Annotated in this window: 19 protein-coding genes; 13 read left to right on the top strand and 6 right to left on the bottom strand. The window is 65.2% G+C overall.

Features of this window, described 5'->3' with window-relative positions:
• Nucleotides 1-102: 102 nt before the first annotated feature.
• The 4 genes from P0Y43_RS14845 to P0Y43_RS14830 form a co-directional block, all read right to left on the bottom strand.
• The gene (locus tag P0Y43_RS14845; protein WP_275638008.1) at nt 103-1,482 is read right to left on the bottom strand and encodes a sensor histidine kinase; all 1,380 of its coding nucleotides are present in this window, start codon (nt 1,480-1,482) and stop codon (nt 103-105) included.
• Nucleotides 1,460-2,140 carry a response regulator transcription factor gene (locus P0Y43_RS14840; protein WP_275638007.1) on the bottom strand — a complete coding sequence of 227 codons (681 nt, stop codon included), beginning with the start codon at nt 2,138-2,140 and terminating at the stop codon, nt 1,460-1,462. The genes P0Y43_RS14845 and P0Y43_RS14840 overlap by 23 nt, the downstream gene beginning before the upstream one ends.
• 167 nt (nt 2,141-2,307) lie before the next feature.
• Entirely contained in the window at nt 2,308-3,324 is a 1,017-nt protein-coding gene (locus tag P0Y43_RS14835) for a branched-chain amino acid aminotransferase (RefSeq protein WP_275638006.1), read from the bottom strand.
• A gap of 282 nt (nt 3,325-3,606) precedes the next feature.
• Nucleotides 3,607-3,975, bottom strand: coding sequence for a glyoxalase superfamily protein (locus tag P0Y43_RS14830; RefSeq protein WP_275638005.1), 369 nt, complete (start codon nt 3,973-3,975; stop codon nt 3,607-3,609).
• A 313-nt stretch (nt 3,976-4,288) separates the two neighbouring features.
• Between P0Y43_RS14830 and P0Y43_RS14825 the strand changes: the two genes are divergently transcribed.
• The 13 genes from P0Y43_RS14825 to P0Y43_RS14765 all read left to right on the top strand — a co-directional run bounded on the left by P0Y43_RS14825 (nt 4,289) and on the right by P0Y43_RS14765 (nt 12,346).
• Nucleotides 4,289-5,122 (top strand): urease accessory protein UreD, encoded by an 834-nt coding sequence (locus tag P0Y43_RS14825; RefSeq protein WP_275638004.1) that lies wholly within the window; start codon nt 4,289-4,291, stop codon nt 5,120-5,122.
• A gap of 10 nt (nt 5,123-5,132) precedes the next feature.
• Nucleotides 5,133-5,435 (top strand): urease subunit gamma, encoded by a 303-nt coding sequence (locus P0Y43_RS14820; RefSeq protein WP_275638003.1) that lies wholly within the window; start codon nt 5,133-5,135, stop codon nt 5,433-5,435.
• A 13-nt stretch (nt 5,436-5,448) separates the two neighbouring features.
• Nucleotides 5,449-5,766: an urease subunit beta gene (locus P0Y43_RS14815; protein WP_275638002.1), complete on the top strand. Its 318-nt coding sequence runs from the start codon at nt 5,449-5,451 to the stop codon at nt 5,764-5,766.
• The gene (ureC, locus tag P0Y43_RS14810; protein ID WP_275638001.1) at nt 5,763-7,466 is read left to right on the top strand and encodes an urease subunit alpha; all 1,704 of its coding nucleotides are present in this window, start codon (nt 5,763-5,765) and stop codon (nt 7,464-7,466) included. The genes P0Y43_RS14815 and ureC overlap by 4 nt, the downstream gene beginning before the upstream one ends.
• A 10-nt stretch (nt 7,467-7,476) precedes the next feature.
• Complete coding sequence (gene ureE / locus P0Y43_RS14805; protein ID WP_275638000.1) at nt 7,477-7,956, top strand: urease accessory protein UreE; 480 nt, start codon at nt 7,477-7,479, stop codon at nt 7,954-7,956.
• 18 nt (nt 7,957-7,974) lie between these two features.
• Nucleotides 7,975-8,520: a HupE/UreJ family protein gene (locus P0Y43_RS14800; protein WP_275637999.1), complete on the top strand. Its 546-nt coding sequence runs from the start codon at nt 7,975-7,977 to the stop codon at nt 8,518-8,520.
• Complete coding sequence (locus tag P0Y43_RS14795) at nt 8,520-9,194, top strand: urease accessory protein UreF (protein ID WP_275637998.1); 675 nt, start codon at nt 8,520-8,522, stop codon at nt 9,192-9,194. The genes P0Y43_RS14800 and P0Y43_RS14795 overlap by 1 nt, the downstream gene beginning before the upstream one ends.
• Nucleotides 9,195-9,204: 10 nt before the next feature.
• A complete protein-coding gene (gene ureG / locus P0Y43_RS14790; RefSeq protein WP_275637997.1) occupies nt 9,205-9,828 on the top strand; it encodes an urease accessory protein UreG in 624 nt (207 codons plus the stop codon).
• Nucleotides 9,829-9,998: 170 nt separating this feature from the next.
• The gene (locus P0Y43_RS14785) at nt 9,999-10,469 is read left to right on the top strand and encodes a hypothetical protein (protein ID WP_275637996.1); all 471 of its coding nucleotides are present in this window, start codon (nt 9,999-10,001) and stop codon (nt 10,467-10,469) included.
• Nucleotides 10,470-10,593: 124 nt separating this feature from the next.
• Nucleotides 10,594-11,499, top strand: coding sequence for a LysR family transcriptional regulator (locus P0Y43_RS14780; protein WP_275637995.1), 906 nt, complete (start codon nt 10,594-10,596; stop codon nt 11,497-11,499).
• 120 nt (nt 11,500-11,619) lie between these two features.
• Complete coding sequence (locus P0Y43_RS14775) at nt 11,620-11,871, top strand: bacteriocin immunity protein (RefSeq protein WP_275637994.1); 252 nt, start codon at nt 11,620-11,622, stop codon at nt 11,869-11,871.
• A gap of 21 nt (nt 11,872-11,892) precedes the next feature.
• A complete protein-coding gene (locus tag P0Y43_RS14770; protein ID WP_345774564.1) occupies nt 11,893-12,111 on the top strand; it encodes an S-type pyocin domain-containing protein in 219 nt (72 codons plus the stop codon).
• Nucleotides 12,095-12,346, top strand: a complete 252-nt coding sequence (locus P0Y43_RS14765) for a bacteriocin immunity protein (RefSeq protein WP_275637992.1) — start codon at nt 12,095-12,097, stop codon at nt 12,344-12,346. Before P0Y43_RS14770 ends, P0Y43_RS14765 begins: the two co-directional genes overlap by 17 nt.
• 152 nt (nt 12,347-12,498) lie before the next feature.
• Here P0Y43_RS14765 and P0Y43_RS14760 read toward each other — a convergent pair whose 3' ends face one another.
• Both P0Y43_RS14760 and P0Y43_RS14755 read right to left on the bottom strand, forming a co-directional pair.
• The gene (locus P0Y43_RS14760; protein WP_275637991.1) at nt 12,499-12,915 is read right to left on the bottom strand and encodes a RidA family protein; all 417 of its coding nucleotides are present in this window, start codon (nt 12,913-12,915) and stop codon (nt 12,499-12,501) included.
• Entirely contained in the window at nt 12,915-14,234 is a 1,320-nt protein-coding gene (locus tag P0Y43_RS14755) for a flavin-containing monooxygenase (RefSeq protein ID WP_275637990.1), read from the bottom strand. Before P0Y43_RS14755 ends, P0Y43_RS14760 begins: the two co-directional genes overlap by 1 nt.
• Nucleotides 14,235-14,519 lie beyond the last annotated feature (285 nt).

The following is a 14,519-nucleotide window of genomic DNA, read 5'->3' as shown; positions in this document are numbered from 1 at the left end:
GCGCTGCAGCCCAATCGCGGGGCAAGCCCGCTCCCACTGGTTTCTACGCCCTCATTGAGCACGGCGCCGAACTTGTGGGAGCGGGCTCGCCCCGCGATGCTTTCAGGCCACCGCGCAGTGCAGGACCAACTTGGCCCCGCCCAGCTCGCTGGCTCCTACCTCCAGCCTGAAGCCATGCAGGTCGACGATCGCCGCGACGATCGACAGCCCCAGCCCGAACCCCGGGTGGCGATGGCCTTCCTCGCTGCGGTAGAAGCGCTTCAACACCGCTGCGCGCTCCTCCTCGGGAATCCCCGGCCCGCTATCCTCCACCGAAATGTGCACGCCGCTGTCGTCTTGCAGCGCCCGGACCCGCACTTGGCCACCCTCGGGGGTGAACTTGATGCCGTTGCCTACCAGGTTGGCCAGCGCCTCGAACAGCAGCTCACGGTCACCGTGCAGCGCCGGCAAGTGCGTCGGCTGCTCCAGCGACAGGCGAATACCGCCATCTTCGGCCAGTGGCAGGTAGAAGTCGTGCAGCTCGGCCAGCAACGCATGCGGGTCGAGTTCGACGAAGCCGGCGCGGCGTTGGCGGTCTTCCAGCTCGCTGATGCGCAGCAGGCCGCGGAAGCGCGCCATCAGTGTGTCGGTCTCGCCGATGGCCTGGTCCAGCGCCTCGGCCTCCGGCGAGTTCGCGCCGCTCTGCTGGCGGATGCGGTAGAGCTGGGCGCGCAGGCGGGTCAGCGGGGTGCGCAGGTCATGGGCGATGTTGTCGCACACGCCCTTGACCTCGTGCATCAACCGCTCGATGCGGTCGAGCATGGCATTGACGATGGCTGCGAGCATGTCCAGCTCGTCGCGCCGTGCCGACAGCGGCAGGCGGTGGGTGAGGTCGCCGGCGACGATCAGTTCGGCGCTGGCCTGCACTGCGCGGATGCGCTTGAGCGGGCGACGGCGCAGCAGGTACCAGCCGGCGAAACCGGGGATCAGGGTCAGCGAGATGCCCCAGAGCAGGGCATGCAGGATGATCCGCGTGACCACGAACAACGAGCCGTTGTCGCGCACCAACACCAGCCAGCGCCCATCCGGGATGTGGATCGCCACCGCGTCGCAGCTGTCCGGCGGCAGGCGCGGGTCGTCGGCGTCGAGGCAGCGCTTGAGTTCGTGGATCTTGCCGTCCAGGCCCAGTTCCGACGGGATCGCGCGGATGCGCCCGCCGATGGGGTTGAGCTGCGCGTCGAACAGGCCGTAGGCGTCGAAGCTGCGCTCCTCGAAGGCTTGGCTGGCGATCAGTGCGTCGTCCAGCTGCTTGCCGGTCATGTGGGTGAACAGGTGCTGGCGTTGCAGCATGGAGTGGCGCGTGAGCTTGTTCAGGTAGCTGGAGACCTCGAAGTACAGCACCCCCATGAGGATGCTGCTCCAGGCCACGAACAGGAAACTGTACAGTGCCAGCAGGCGGCTGGTCGAAGAGCTCCAGCCCTTAGACGGGTTCGGCAATGGCATAGCCGGAGCCCCGTACGGTACGGATCAGCGGTGTCTGCCCGGGCGGGTCGATCTTCTTGCGCAGGCGGCCGATGTGCACGTCGATCAGGTTGGTGCCGGGGTCGAAGTGGTAACCCCAGACTTCCTCGAAGATCATCATGCGGGTGATCACCTGGCCGGAGTGGCGCATCAGGTATTCCAGCAGCTTGTACTCGGTGGGCAGCAGGTTGAGGCTGTTGTCGCCGCGGCGGGCCTCATGGCTGATCAGGTCCAGTTCCAGGTCGGCGACCTGTAAGCGGGTTTGGGTCATCGGCACGCTGTTGCGCCGCAATAGCACCTCGACGCGCGCGGCCATCTCGTCGGAGGCGAACGGTTTGGTCAGGTAGTCATCGCCGCCGGCGCGCAGGCCGCGTACCCGTTCGTCGACGTCGGAGAGGGCGCTGATCATCAGGATGGGGGTGGCGATCTTCAGGCTGCGCAGGGTGGTGACGATGGTCAGGCCATCGACTTCCGGCAGCATGCGGTCCACGGTGATCAGGTCGTAACCACCGGCAATCGCCTTGGCCAGGCCTTCGCGGCCATTGTCGGCCCAATCCACGTCCAGGCCATGGCTGGACAGTTCAGCGACGATTTCCTGGCCGGTGACGGCGTCGTCTTCAATGGTCAGTACGCGAGGCATGCTGGTTCCTGGGCGGCGGATAGAGACCTGATTGTGCCAAAGAATAGACAAGCGGCGATTTAAGAAAAATTCATCTACGCAACAGCGCCTGCCCTGTTGACGCGGCATCGCAAAGAAAAAGGGGCGGGCCAGTGATGGCACGCCCCTTTCTCGTGGGTGGCGCAGGCTTACGCGACCTTGACGATCCAGCCCGCCGGTGCCTCGACGTCACCGCTCTGGATGCCGGTCAGCTCGTTGTAGAGCTTCTGGGTGACCGGGCCGACCTTCTCCAGGTCATGGAACACGTGCAGCTTGCCGTTGTAGTCGATGCCGCCGATCGGCGTGATCACTGCGGCGGTGCCGCAGGCGCCGGCTTCGATGAAGCGGTCGAGCTTGTTGATTTCCACATCGCCCTCGATCACGGTCAGGCCCAGGCGCGATTGCGCCAGTTCCATCAGCGACAGGCGGGTGATGCCAGGCAGCACCGACGCCGATTTCGGGGTGACGAACTCGTTGTTGGCGGTGATGCCGAAGAAGTTGGCCGAACCGACTTCCTCGATCTTGGTGTGGGTCAGCGGGTCCAGGTAGATGGCGTCGGCGAAGTTGGCTTTCTTGGCCGCGGCGCCCGGCTGCAGGCTGGCGGCGTAGTTGCCACCGACCTTGGCCGCGCCGGTGCCTTGCGGGGCGGCGCGGTCGAAGCTGGAGATCTGGAAGTTGTGCGGCTTCATGCCGCCCTTGAAGTACGAGCCGACCGGGATGGCGAAGACCGAGAAAATGAACTCGGGGGCGGTGCGCACGCCGATGTTGTCACCGGTGCCGATCACGAACGGGCGCAGGTACAGCGAGCCCTTGCCGTGCGGCGGGACGAATTTCTCGTTGGCCTTGACCACCTGCTTGCACGCTTCGATGAACACCTCGGTCGGCACCTGCGGCATCAGCAGGCGTGCGCAGCTGCGCTGCATGCGTGCGGCGTTCTGGTCGGGGCGGAACAGGTTGATCGAGCCGTCCTTGCAGCGGTAGGCCTTCAGGCCTTCGAAGCACTGCTGGCCGTAGTGCAGGGCAGTGGAGCCTTCGCTGATGTGCAGTACGTTGTCTTCGGTCAGGGTGCCTTTGTCCCACTCGCCGTCACGCCACACGGACAGGTAGCGCTTGTCGGTCTTGATGTAGTCGAAGCCCAGCTTGTCCCAGTTGATTTCGTTACTCATGACACCCTCTATTGTCTTGCCGAGGCCCGACTAATGGGCCTCCTTTATATGCGCACCCCGCCACGATAAACCATCCGCCGAGGATCGGAAACGTCCAGTCATGAATTGGCCGGACCACCTGGCGGTTCAGCCCGTCGAAGGGACGGCCGCACTAATGGCGCGTTGGCGCAATGCCTTTGGGGAAAGCTGGATGCAGGCGCTGGGTAAAGGCTTTCCTGACACGGCACTGACACAACGAAGACAGTAGCTCCCACGCCGTGCTGGGCCCTTGAGTTCACCCGCTTATGCCTCGCCGATCTGCTGGCAGAACCGCAGGCGATTGCCGAACGGGTCCCATACCTGCATCTGCAACCCCCAATCGACCTCTTCGGCCTCGGGCCGGGCATAACCGTACTGCTTGCCCAGCAGTTCGCGCTCCAACGCGCGCAGGTCTTCGACCCGGGCGAACACCGTCGAACCCGGCGAGGCATCGCCGTGGTGCTCGGACAGGTGCAGGACAAGCCCGTCACGGTGGATCTGCGCATAAAGCGGCAGGTCTGGGGCGAAGCGGTGTTCCCAATCCAGCGTGAAGCCGAGAAAGTCGAGGTAGAACTCCTTGGCCTTGTCGACCGAGAAGATTCGCAGCACCGGGATGGCGGGGGCGAAGTGCATGGGCGCGTCCTGCAAGAAGGGCAATGGACGGCCACTTTAGCGCTCAAGGCCCTGGATGAGAAAGTGCTGCCGAGGCTGTGAAGCACTGAAACGGGGCGTCGGCGCGCCTCTGACCGGTGCGCGGGTTGGCGAACATGGGCGAAGGTGGCGCGAGGCGGCCTGCGAATTTCATCTGGGTTCATCTGAGTAGTTGGCCCGTAACCTGCTATATGCAATTCGTAAAGATCGACTCAAGTGGTCAGACCTGTCCGCCGGGCGGATAAGCAAAACACTGGCTGGCAGTCTTCAGGCCGCGGATTTCAAGGAATGCAGGATGTCGTTGGCAGAGCGGGTCGAACCAGGGGATGAACAGGCGGGGTGGAGCGCGCACCTGCAACTGCGCTTCGTCCAGCGCGACGGCGTGACTCGTCTTGGTGCGCGCCGGCATTTTGGTCCTCTTTTGGTGCAAAGGCCTTTCTATCCGGAAGGTGCGCCCTGTCATGTCTACGTCCTGCACCCGCCGGGCGGCATCGTCGCTGGTGACCGCCTGGAGCTGGACATTCACCTTGATCCGGGCAGCCATGCACTGCTGACCATGCCCGGCGCCAGCAAGTTCTACCGCAGCATCGGCCCGACCGCGCGCCTCGAGCAACGCTTCCACCTGGCCGCTGGCAGCACCCTGGAGTGGCTGCCTCAGGACAGTATTTTCTTCGATGGCGCCCGTGCCCGCCTCGACAGCCGCTTCACCCTCGAACCTGGCGCGCGCCTGCTGGCCTGGGAAACGTTGTGCCTGGGTCGGCCGGTGATGAACGAGCGCTTCGACCACGGTGCCCTCGACAGCCGGTTGCGCATCGATCTGCCCGATGAACCTGGCCTGCACGAACGCCTGCGTGTCACCGGTGGCCAACTGGAGAAGCTTGGCGGCCACCCGTTGCTCGCCACCTTCTGCGCCGCGCCGGCCGACACCCGCCTGCTGGAACAGGTGCGCGAACTGCTGGACGCACTCGGCACCCCGGCTGGCGCCACCTTGCTCGGCCCGCTGCTGGTGATCCGCCTGCTCGACCACGACAACCAACACCTGCAACGCAACCTGCAGCGGCTCTGGCACCTGCTGCGCCCGGCCGTCCTCGGCCTGGCGCCGTGCCCGCCGCGCATCTGGGCCACCTGAGAGAGCCGCGATGGAGCTGACCCCAAGAGAGAAAGACAAACTGCTGCTGTTCACCGCCGCGCTGCTGGCTGAACGGCGCCTGGCCCGTGGCCTGAAGCTCAACTACCCCGAGGCGGTGGCGCTGATCAGCGCCGCCGTGCTCGAAGGCGCGCGCGACGGGCGCACCGTTGCCGAGCTGATGAGCCTGGGCCGCGAAGTGCTGGGCCGCGACCAGGTGATGGAGGGTGTGGCCGAGATGCTCCACGACGTCCAGGTCGAGGCGACCTTCCCCGACGGCACCAAGCTGGTGACCGTGCACGACCCCATCGTCTGACCAGGAGCAGCCCATGATCCCCGGAGAAATCCAGGTCGCCGAAGGCGACATCGAACTCAACGCTGGCCGCGCCACGGTCAGCGTCAGCGTGGCCAACCACGGCGACCGCCCGGTCCAGGTCGGTTCGCACTACCACTTCTATGAAGTCAACGACGCCTTGGTGTTCGAGCGCGAGCCCACCCGCGGCTTTCGCCTGGACATCCCCGCTGGCACCGCCGTGCGTTTCGAGCCGGGCCAGTCACGCACCGTGCAACTGGTGGCCTACGCCGGCAAGCGCGAAGTCTACGGTTTCCAGGGCAAGGTGATGGGCGCGTTGGAGGGCAGGGCATGAGCCGTATTTCCCGCAGGGCCTACGCCGACATGTTCGGCCCCACCGTGGGCGACCGCGTGCGGCTGGCCGACACCGCGCTGTGGGTCGAGGTCGAGAAGGACTTCACGATCTACGGCGAAGAGGTGAAATTCGGTGGCGGCAAGGTCATCCGCGACGGCATGGGCCAAGGCCAGATGCTGGCTGCCGAGGCCATGGACCTGGTGCTGACCAACGCGCTGATCATCGACCACTGGGGCATCGTCAAGGCGGACATTGGCGTCAAGCACGGGCGCATCGCCGCCATTGGCAAGGCCGGCAACCCCGACGTGCAGCCCGGCGTCAATGTGCCGGTCGGCCCCGGCACCGAGGTGATCGCCGCCGAAGGCAAGATCGTCACCGCTGGCGGCATCGACTCGCACATCCACTTCATCTGCCCGCAGCAGGTCGAGGAGGCGCTGACCAGCGGCGTCACCACCTTCATCGGTGGCGGCACGGGGCCGGCCACCGGCACCAACGCCACCACCTGCACCCCTGGCCCCTGGTACCTGGCGCGCATGCTCCAGGCCGCCGACAGCCTGCCGATCAACATCGGCCTGCTGGGCAAGGGCAACGCCTCGCGCCCTGAAGCGCTGCGCGAGCAGATCGCCGCTGGCGCCGTGGGTTTGAAGCTGCATGAAGACTGGGGTTCGACCCCGGCGGCCATCGATTGCTGCTTGGGCGTTGCCGAGGAAATGGACATCCAGGTGGCGATCCATACCGACACGTTGAACGAGTCCGGTTGCATCGAGGACACCCTGGCGGCGATCGGCGATCGCACCATCCACACCTTCCACACCGAGGGTGCTGGTGGCGGCCATGCGCCGGACATCATCCGCGCGGCTGGGCAGGCCAACGTGCTGCCGTCGTCGACCAACCCGACCCTGCCGTACACCATCAACACGGTCGACGAGCACCTGGACATGCTCATGGTCTGCCACCACCTGGACCCGAGCATCGCCGAGGACGTCGCCTTCGCCGAGTCGCGCATCCGCCGCGAGACCATCGCCGCCGAGGACATCCTCCACGACATGGGCGCCTTCGCCATGACCTCGTCCGACTCCCAGGCCATGGGCCGGGTTGGCGAAGTGGTGCTGCGCACCTGGCAGGTGGCGCACCAGATGAAGGTGCGCCGCGGCCCATTGGCGCCGGACAGCGACTACAGCGACAACTTCCGGGTCAAGCGCTATATCGCCAAGTACACGATGAACCCGGCGCTGACCCATGGCATCGCCCACGAAGTCGGCTCGATCGAGGTGGGCAAGCTGGCTGACCTGGTGCTCTGGGCGCCGGCGTTCTTCGCGGTCAAGCCGGCCCTGGTAGTCAAGGGCGGGATGATCGTCACCGCGCCCATGGGCGATATCAACGGTTCGATCCCCACGCCACAGCCGGTGCACTACCGGCCGATGTTCGGCGCCCTGGGCGCGGCGCGCCATGCCACGCGCATGACCTTCCTGCCCCAGGCCGCCATGGAGCGCGGCCTGGCCGAGGAGTTGGGCCTGCGCAGCCTGATCGGCGTGGCCCACGGCTGCCGCCGCGTGCGCAAGGCCGACATGCTCCACAACACCCTGCAACCGCTGATCGAAGTCGATGCCCAGACCTACCAGGTGCGCGCCGACGGCGAGCTGCTGGTGTGCGAGCCGGCCCGCGAACTGCCGCTGGCCCAGCGTTATTTCCTGTTCTGAAGGAGCAAGCATGATTGTCCTGACCCGCCGGGTCGCCGAAGCCGCCACGGTCACCGGCACCGTCACCCTGGATGTCGACAGCCGTATCAAGAGCCGCCTGCGGGTGACCCTGGACGACGGGCGCGACGCCGGCCTGATGCTCGAACGCGGCCACTTGCTGCGCGGCGGCGAGCTGCTCGCCGATGCCGAGGGCCAGCAGGTGGTGCAAGTGATCGCCGCGCCCGAGTCGGTGTCCACGGTGCGCTGCGCCGACCCGTTGCAACTGGCCCGCGCCGCCTATCACCTGGGCAACCGCCACGTGCCGCTGCAGATCGAGCCCGGCCTTTTGCGCTACCAGCACGACCATGTGCTGGACGACATGGTGATTGGCCTGGGCCTGACGGTCGAGGCCGAGCGCGCGCCGTTCGAGCCCGAGGCCGGCGCCTACCAGAGCGCGCCCCATGGCCATGCCCACGACCACCCCTTCGTCCGTTTGCCCACTCATTCCTGAACTGCCTAGGAGCACCCGATGAAAAAGACCCTCGCCCTCGTTCTGCTGATGGTCGCGTTGCCGGCCTTCGCCCACCCCGGCCACGACAGCAACCCGTTGCAGGATGGCCTGCTGCACCCGCTGACCGGCCTCGACCACCTGCTGATGCTGCTCGGCACCGGCGTGCTGGCGGCGTTGACCCGGCGCAGCCTGAGCCTGCCGCTGGCGACCCTCGGCACCATGTTCGGCGGCGCGGTGCTTGGCCACCTGTTCGGTGACCTGGTCGGTGTGGAAACCATGATCAGCGTATCGCTGGTGGTGGCCGCCGTCGCCATGCTGCTGCCCAACCGCCAACTGCTGCTGGCCCTGGCCATGCCGGTGTTCGCCCTGTTCCACGGCTGGGCCCATGGCGTGGAAGCCACGCCTAGCGCTTTCTGGCTGTTCAGCGCGGGCTTCGTGACCGTCAGTGGCCTGCTGCTGGTGGCGGGCTTTGGCGTTGGCTGCATGCTGCGTCGCCACGCCAAGCTGCAGAAGCTGTTTGGCGGCGGCCTGCTGGCAGGCGCCGCGTTCGTGCTGGCCGGCTGATGAACCGCGACCTGGCGCTGCTGCGCCTGCTGCAACTGGCGAGCCCCGGCCTGCCGGTGGGTGGTTTCACCTACTCCCAGGGCCTGGAGTGGGCCGTCGAGGCCGGCTGGGTGCGCGATACCACCGGTTTCTGTGCCTGGCAGCGCGAGCAGTTGCACGACACTTTGGGCTGCCTCGACTGGCCGGTGCTGGCGCGCCTGTACCAGGCGTGCGCGGCCGAGGATGCCGAGGCCTTCGCGCGCTGGAGCCGCTTTCTGCTGGCCAACCGCGAAACCGCCGAGCTGCGCCTTGAAGAGCGCCAGCGTGGCAGCGCCCTGGCGCGCCTGCTCGATGGCTGGCAACTGGGCCAGGCCCCGGCCTGGCGGGCCAGCCTGGAACTCAGCCAACTGGGCGGCATGGCCTGGCTCGGCGCGCAGTGGGGCATCCCGCTGCGCGACTTGGCGCTGGGGCATGGCTTCGCCTGGCTGGAGGGCGCGGTGATGGCCGGGGTCAAGCTGGTGCCGTTCGGCCAGCAGGCGGCGCAGACCCTGTTGCGCGACTTGGGCGAGGAATTGCCCGCCGTGCTCGACCAGGCCCTGGCCCTGGACGACGACCAGCTGGGCGGTGGCTTGCCACTGCTGGCGATCGCCTCGTCACGCCACGAAACCCAATACACCCGATTGTTCCGTTCCTGAGGACTGCCCCATGCAAAGCTATCAGCAACCCCTGCGCGTCGGTGTCGGCGGCCCGGTCGGCTCTGGCAAGACCGCGCTGCTCGAAGCCCTGTGCAAGGCCATGCGCGACCACTACCACATCGCCGTGGTGACCAACGACATCTACACCAAGGAAGACCAGCGCATCCTCACCGAGGCCGGCGCCCTGGAGCCCGAGCGCATCGTCGGCGTCGAGACCGGCGGCTGCCCGCACACGGCCATCCGCGAAGACGCGTCGATGAACCTGGCGGCGGTGGAGGAGCTGGCGCGCAAGTTCGGCAACCTGGAGGTGATCTTCGTCGAGAGCGGCGGCGACAACCTCAGCGCCACCTTCAGCCCGGAGCTGGCCGACCTGACCATCTACGTGATCGATGTCGCCGAGGGCGAGAAGATCCCGCGCAAGGGCGGGCCGGGCATCACCAAGTCGGATTTCCTGGTGATCAACAAGACCGACCTCGCGCCCTACGTGGGGGCTTCGCTGGAAGTGATGGAGCGCGACACCAACCGCATGCGCCCCGAGCGGCCGTGGACCTTCAGCAACCTGAAAAAGGGCGAGGGATTGCAGGCGGTGATCGATTTCATCGTCGACCGTGGGATGTTGGGTGTCAGAGGCTGAGCAACGAACGCTGCCGAGCCGCTCCACTGGCGCGGCTCGGTCCGAGATGGCGTCGTAGGATTGTTCGGCAGACGCCGTCAGCGCTGTCTGTATCGATACTTTCCGCCCGCTATCCAGCTCATCCGCGCCTACGCTTGCCGCTCCCGTTCCAGTAGTGCACAGGAGCCAACATGACTGCACGATCCATCCTGCTTGGCGCCGCTCTGGGCCTTTGCGCCCAGGCCCAGGCCAACGAAGCGTCGAACCCGCACATCACCGTTCCGGTGGGCAAGCCGACGATGATCCACCAGCTCAGGTACGAAGTGCTGTACAGCGAAAAGCCCTTCGAGCTGGCCACGCTCTACTACTACGACAATGGCTTGTACAAGATTGTCTCCCCAGGCGAGGACCACTACGGCGTCTACCTCATCGAAGGGGGCATCGGCGACCCCTCTTACCGTATCAGCTATCTATCCCTGCCATCGGACGACTGGGGTGGCAACGTCGCCAAGCACGAGTTGAAGTTCGACAACCAGCGCCAGGTCTTCGAGCAACAGGCCACCACGCACGCCGATCAGGGCATCCCGCCCCAGCATGGGACCTTCACCACCACCGTCAACACCATCGTCGAACCCGCTGAAATCCGCTGGCGGCAACCCTGAGTCCAGTAAAAATATGTTCAGGCCTTAGGCAAATGCTGGCGCGCCCGCGCACCCGCCAGGCGGGCGCTAAGGTAAGGTGGGAGGAAAATCCCGCGCGCCGTCCACGGCGCCAGAGAGGTGCCCCTTGGCTTCCTACACCTTGCGTCAATTGAAGTACTTCGTCACCACGGTGGAGGCTGGCAGCGTCGCCGAAGCGTCGCGCCAGCTGTACATCGCCCAGCCGTCGATCTCCACGGCGATCAAGAGCCTGGAAGAGAGCTTCGGCGTGCAGCTGTTCATTCGCCATCACGCCCAGGGCGTGTCGTTGACGCCCAGCGGCAAGCGCTTCTACGCCAAGACCAAGGCGCTGTTGCAGATGGCCCACGAGTTCGAGCAGAACGCCCTGGCCGACAACGACACCGTGGCCGGGCAGATCGACATCGGCTGCTTCGAGACCGTGGCGCCGCTGTACCTGCCGCGACTGATCGCCGGTTTTCGCGAACGCTACCCAGGGGTGGACATCCGCTTGCGTGACGGCGAACAGCAGGAGCTGATCCAAGGCTTGACCGCCGGCACCTTCGACTTGGCCTTTCTCTACGACCACGATTTGGACGGCACTATCGAGGCCGAGCCGCTGATGCCGCCGCAGAAGCCCTACGTGCTGCTGCCGGAAAAGCACCGCTTCGCCAGCCAGGCCCAGGTATCGCTGCGCGACCTGTGCCCCGAGCCGATGATCCTGCTCGACGTGGCGCCGAGCCGCACCTATTTCGTCAGCCTGTTCAACGAACTGGGGCTGACCCCGAACATCGTCTTCAGTTCGCCGTCGATCGAGATGGTGCGCGGCATGGTCGGGCAGGGGTTCGGCTTTTCGCTGCTGGTGACCCGGCCGCATTCGGAGTGCACCTACGATGGCAAACGCCTGGTGATGCTGGACATCGCCGAGCCGGTGGCGTTGTCGGGGTTGGCGGCGGCGCACCTGAAGCGGGTGCAGTTGACCAAGCCGGCGCAGCTGTTCGTGGAGTTCTGCCGGGAGGAACTGGTGCGGATGTAAAAGCATCGCGGGGCAAGCCCGATGAGACGCGTTCCAAACAATTCACCCTTATTAACATTGCACGGATGAAAAGAGGGCGATCTCTCTTGAGTCCCCCTCGGATTGGGTAGGAGGAGAAAAATGAAAAAAACAATCAGCGACTACACCGAAAGTGAGTTTCTTGATTTCGTAACGAAGATACATACCGCCAACTACGACATCGACCAAGAGCATATCAATGCTCTTTTCGAGTTTGAGCGACTGTCAGAGCACCCAGAAAAATCCAATCTCTTTATATCGGCCGACGCCGACAAAGATAGCCCTGAAGCTATTGTTCAGGAAGTAAAAATCTGGCGCGCGGACAACGGTAAACCAGGCTTCAAAGACGAGTAATCCCTATTTGAAAATCTAGATCTGCACCAACGAGTCATCACCCTACCTTCATCGCGGGCAAGCCGGGGGCATTCGGAAATTCTGGTGATGCCTACCGATGGCCAGGCGATCCCGGCGGATGTGCGCATGCTGGCGGCAACCTATGATGCGCAACGCAAGCTCTACAGCGCCACCACCGCCGATATACCGCCTCGCAAATCAACATCCACAAAGAAGATGAAAAATGAAAAGATTGATTAGCGACTTCACTCAAGCGGAATTCCTTGAGTTTGCGACTAAGATTTACAATGCCGACTATCCTACAGACCAAGACCACATTAATGCCGTTTTTGAGTTCGAGCGAATCGCTGAGCATCCGGCAAAGTCCGATTTATTCTTCTATCCCGAGCCAGGAAAGGATGGGCCTCAAGCTATCGTTTTGGAAGTAATCGCTTGGCGTACCGCCAATGGGAAAGCCGGGTTCAAAGCCAGCTGATATCAACGTCAAAGACCGGTATTACCATGGGTCATTTGGTCGTCCAGACTAACCCTATCGCGGGGCAAGTCCGCTCCTACAGGTACAGCGCTACTCTCAGAGTCGGCGGTGAGCCTGGAACGGGCTTGCCCCGCGATCATTCTTTCAAACGGTCACGCCTCGTCCGGCACCACCGCGATCACATCGATCTCCATCAGCCACTCGGCCTGCGCCAGCCCCGCGACCACCAGCCCGGTGGAAATCGGGAACACCCCCTTGAGCCATTTGCCGACCTCTTTGTACACCGGCTCGCGGAAGCGCGGGTCGGTGATGTAGGTGGTGGTCTTGACGATGTGTGACAGGTCGGAGCCGGCCTCTTCGAGCAACTGCTTGACGTTCTTCATCGCCTGCTCGGCCTGCGCACGCGGGTCGCCCAGGCCCACCAGGCGGCCTTCGAAGTCGGTGCCGACCTGGCCGCGCACGTAGATAGTGTTACCAGCGCGCACGGCCTGGCAGAGGTCGTTGTCCAGCGTCTGGTTGGGGTAGGTGGCCTTGGTGTTGAACATGCGAATGCGGGTATGGGTAGGCATCAGTGGGCTCCGAGGGTGCTGACGTTGCGGGTCGAGGGTTGTTGCTGTTCATCCGCGTCGCGTTGCTCGCGGTCGCGGTAGGCAAGGTAGGTGCGCTGCGTGGCGATATGCCCGGCGACGTGCTTGGCGTCGTGCCACACGCCCCAGATGAACGACGAGCCTCGGCGCGACAGCCAGGGCAGGCCGAGGAAGTACACGCCCGGCTCGCGGGACACGCCACGCTGGTGCTGGGGCTTGCCGTTGGCGTCGAAGGTGTCGACCTGCAGCCAACTGAAGTCCACGCCGTAGCCGGTGGCCCAGATGATCGAGCGCACGCCGGCCTTGGCCAGGTCCAGCTCGCGCAGGGGATCGGTCACGCAGGCCGGGTCTGGCAGGCGCTCGCGGGCCTGCGGTTCTTCCGGCAGGTCGAGGCCGTTGCGTTCGACGTAGGCATCGGCGGCGTCGAGCAGGGCCAGGTAGTTTTCGTCGCCGCGGCGGATATTCTCGGCCAGGTTGTCCTGGAAGCGCGCCACCCCGTCCTCGAACGACTGGGTCAGGCCGACCAGGGTCATGCCCTGGTGGGCGAGGGCGCGGAAGTCCACGGTGTGGCCGCCACGGGCGCCACTCACGGCGATGGTCACGTGCTCGCGGCCGGGCTTGGCGATTTCCGCGTCCCACTCGCCGAGCACGCCCAGCCACCAGCAGAAATCACGGTTGCGGTAGGCGCGTGGCGGGCGATCGTGGGCGCCGACCGACAGGTACACCTGGCGCCCGGCGCGCATCAGCTCCTCGGCGATCTGCACGCCGGAGGAGCCGGCGCCGACCACCAGCACCGCGCCTTCGGGCAGTTGTTGCGGGTTGTAGTAGGCGGCGGAGTGGATCTGGTGCAGGTTGGCGTCGTTTGGCGCGATGGCTGGGATCACCGGGCGCTGGAACGGACCGGTGGCGGCCACCACGCGGTTGGCACGGATCACGCCTTCGTTGGTCTCGACGGTGAAGCCGGGGCGGTCGGCGTTGCGCACCACCTTCTTCACCTCGATGCCGGTACGCACTGGCAGGTTGTACTTGCGTACGTAGCGCTCGAAGTAGTCGGCGACCTGGTCCTTGCCGGCGAAAGCGTCCGGGTCGAGGTCGAACTCCAGGCCTGGGAAGCGGTCGTGCCAGACCGGGCCGTTGGCCACCAGGGAGTCCCAGCGCCCGCTGCGCCAGGCTTCGGCGATGCGCTTGCGCTCCAGCACCAGGTGCGGCACGCCGAGTTTGCTCAGGTGTTCGCTCATGGCCACGCCGGCCTGGCCGGCGCCGACCACGAGGGTGTCGATTTCGAGGTTGTTCAGTGTCATGTCGAGCCCTTCTTGTAAGGCGGTTCTATTCAGGTCGGTTGGGGGCCGCCTTTGCCTGGGGCCAGACTAGGGAAGGGGGGAAAGCAGCGAAAATAGTATTTAGCTGGGGCTTGCCGATAAAACGGCGAAGGCCCCGGCGTCAGTGGGCTGTGGCGGGGTTGGGGCGGTATTCGTCGCATCGCGGGGCAGGCCTGCTCCCACAGGTACCGCGTGGTCCTCGAGTACTGCGGTGTACCTGTGGGAGCAGGCCTGCCTCGCGATGGGCACCCCCTATTTTTTTCCTCG

It is taken from the genome of Pseudomonas entomophila, assembly GCF_029193575.1.
In the GTDB taxonomy this organism is placed as follows: domain Bacteria; phylum Pseudomonadota; class Gammaproteobacteria; order Pseudomonadales; family Pseudomonadaceae; genus Aquipseudomonas; species Aquipseudomonas entomophila_G.
This window is presented reverse-complemented; position numbering and strand designations above follow the sequence as displayed.

What these genes read in the sequence shown, in the direction of transcription:
- P0Y43_RS14825 (WP_275638004.1), top strand. Translation starts at nt 4,289, where the DNA reads ATGTCGTTGGCAGAGCGGGTCGAACCAGGGGATGAACAGGCGGGGTGG.
- P0Y43_RS14795 (WP_275637998.1), top strand. Translation starts at nt 8,520, where the DNA reads ATGAACCGCGACCTGGCGCTGCTGCGCCTGCTGCAACTGGCGAGCCCC.
- ureG (WP_275637997.1), top strand. Translation starts at nt 9,205, where the DNA reads ATGCAAAGCTATCAGCAACCCCTGCGCGTCGGTGTCGGCGGCCCGGTC.
- P0Y43_RS14845 (WP_275638008.1), bottom strand. Translation starts at nt 1,482, where the DNA reads ATGCCATTGCCGAACCCGTCTAAGGGCTGGAGCTCTTCGACCAGCCGC.
- P0Y43_RS14760 (WP_275637991.1), bottom strand. Translation starts at nt 12,915, where the DNA reads ATGCCTACCCATACCCGCATTCGCATGTTCAACACCAAGGCCACCTAC.
- P0Y43_RS14840 (WP_275638007.1), bottom strand. Translation starts at nt 2,140, where the DNA reads ATGCCTCGCGTACTGACCATTGAAGACGACGCCGTCACCGGCCAGGAA.
- P0Y43_RS14820 (WP_275638003.1), top strand. Translation starts at nt 5,133, where the DNA reads ATGGAGCTGACCCCAAGAGAGAAAGACAAACTGCTGCTGTTCACCGCC.
- P0Y43_RS14765 (WP_275637992.1), top strand. Translation starts at nt 12,095, where the DNA reads ATGAAAAGATTGATTAGCGACTTCACTCAAGCGGAATTCCTTGAGTTT.
- P0Y43_RS14775 (WP_275637994.1), top strand. Translation starts at nt 11,620, where the DNA reads ATGAAAAAAACAATCAGCGACTACACCGAAAGTGAGTTTCTTGATTTC.
- P0Y43_RS14785 (WP_275637996.1), top strand. Translation starts at nt 9,999, where the DNA reads ATGACTGCACGATCCATCCTGCTTGGCGCCGCTCTGGGCCTTTGCGCC.
- ureE (WP_275638000.1), top strand. Translation starts at nt 7,477, where the DNA reads ATGATTGTCCTGACCCGCCGGGTCGCCGAAGCCGCCACGGTCACCGGC.
- ureC (WP_275638001.1), top strand. Translation starts at nt 5,763, where the DNA reads ATGAGCCGTATTTCCCGCAGGGCCTACGCCGACATGTTCGGCCCCACC.
- P0Y43_RS14800 (WP_275637999.1), top strand. Translation starts at nt 7,975, where the DNA reads ATGAAAAAGACCCTCGCCCTCGTTCTGCTGATGGTCGCGTTGCCGGCC.
- P0Y43_RS14815 (WP_275638002.1), top strand. Translation starts at nt 5,449, where the DNA reads ATGATCCCCGGAGAAATCCAGGTCGCCGAAGGCGACATCGAACTCAAC.
- P0Y43_RS14830 (WP_275638005.1), bottom strand. Translation starts at nt 3,975, where the DNA reads ATGCACTTCGCCCCCGCCATCCCGGTGCTGCGAATCTTCTCGGTCGAC.
- P0Y43_RS14755 (WP_275637990.1), bottom strand. Translation starts at nt 14,234, where the DNA reads ATGACACTGAACAACCTCGAAATCGACACCCTCGTGGTCGGCGCCGGC.
- P0Y43_RS14835 (WP_275638006.1), bottom strand. Translation starts at nt 3,324, where the DNA reads ATGAGTAACGAAATCAACTGGGACAAGCTGGGCTTCGACTACATCAAG.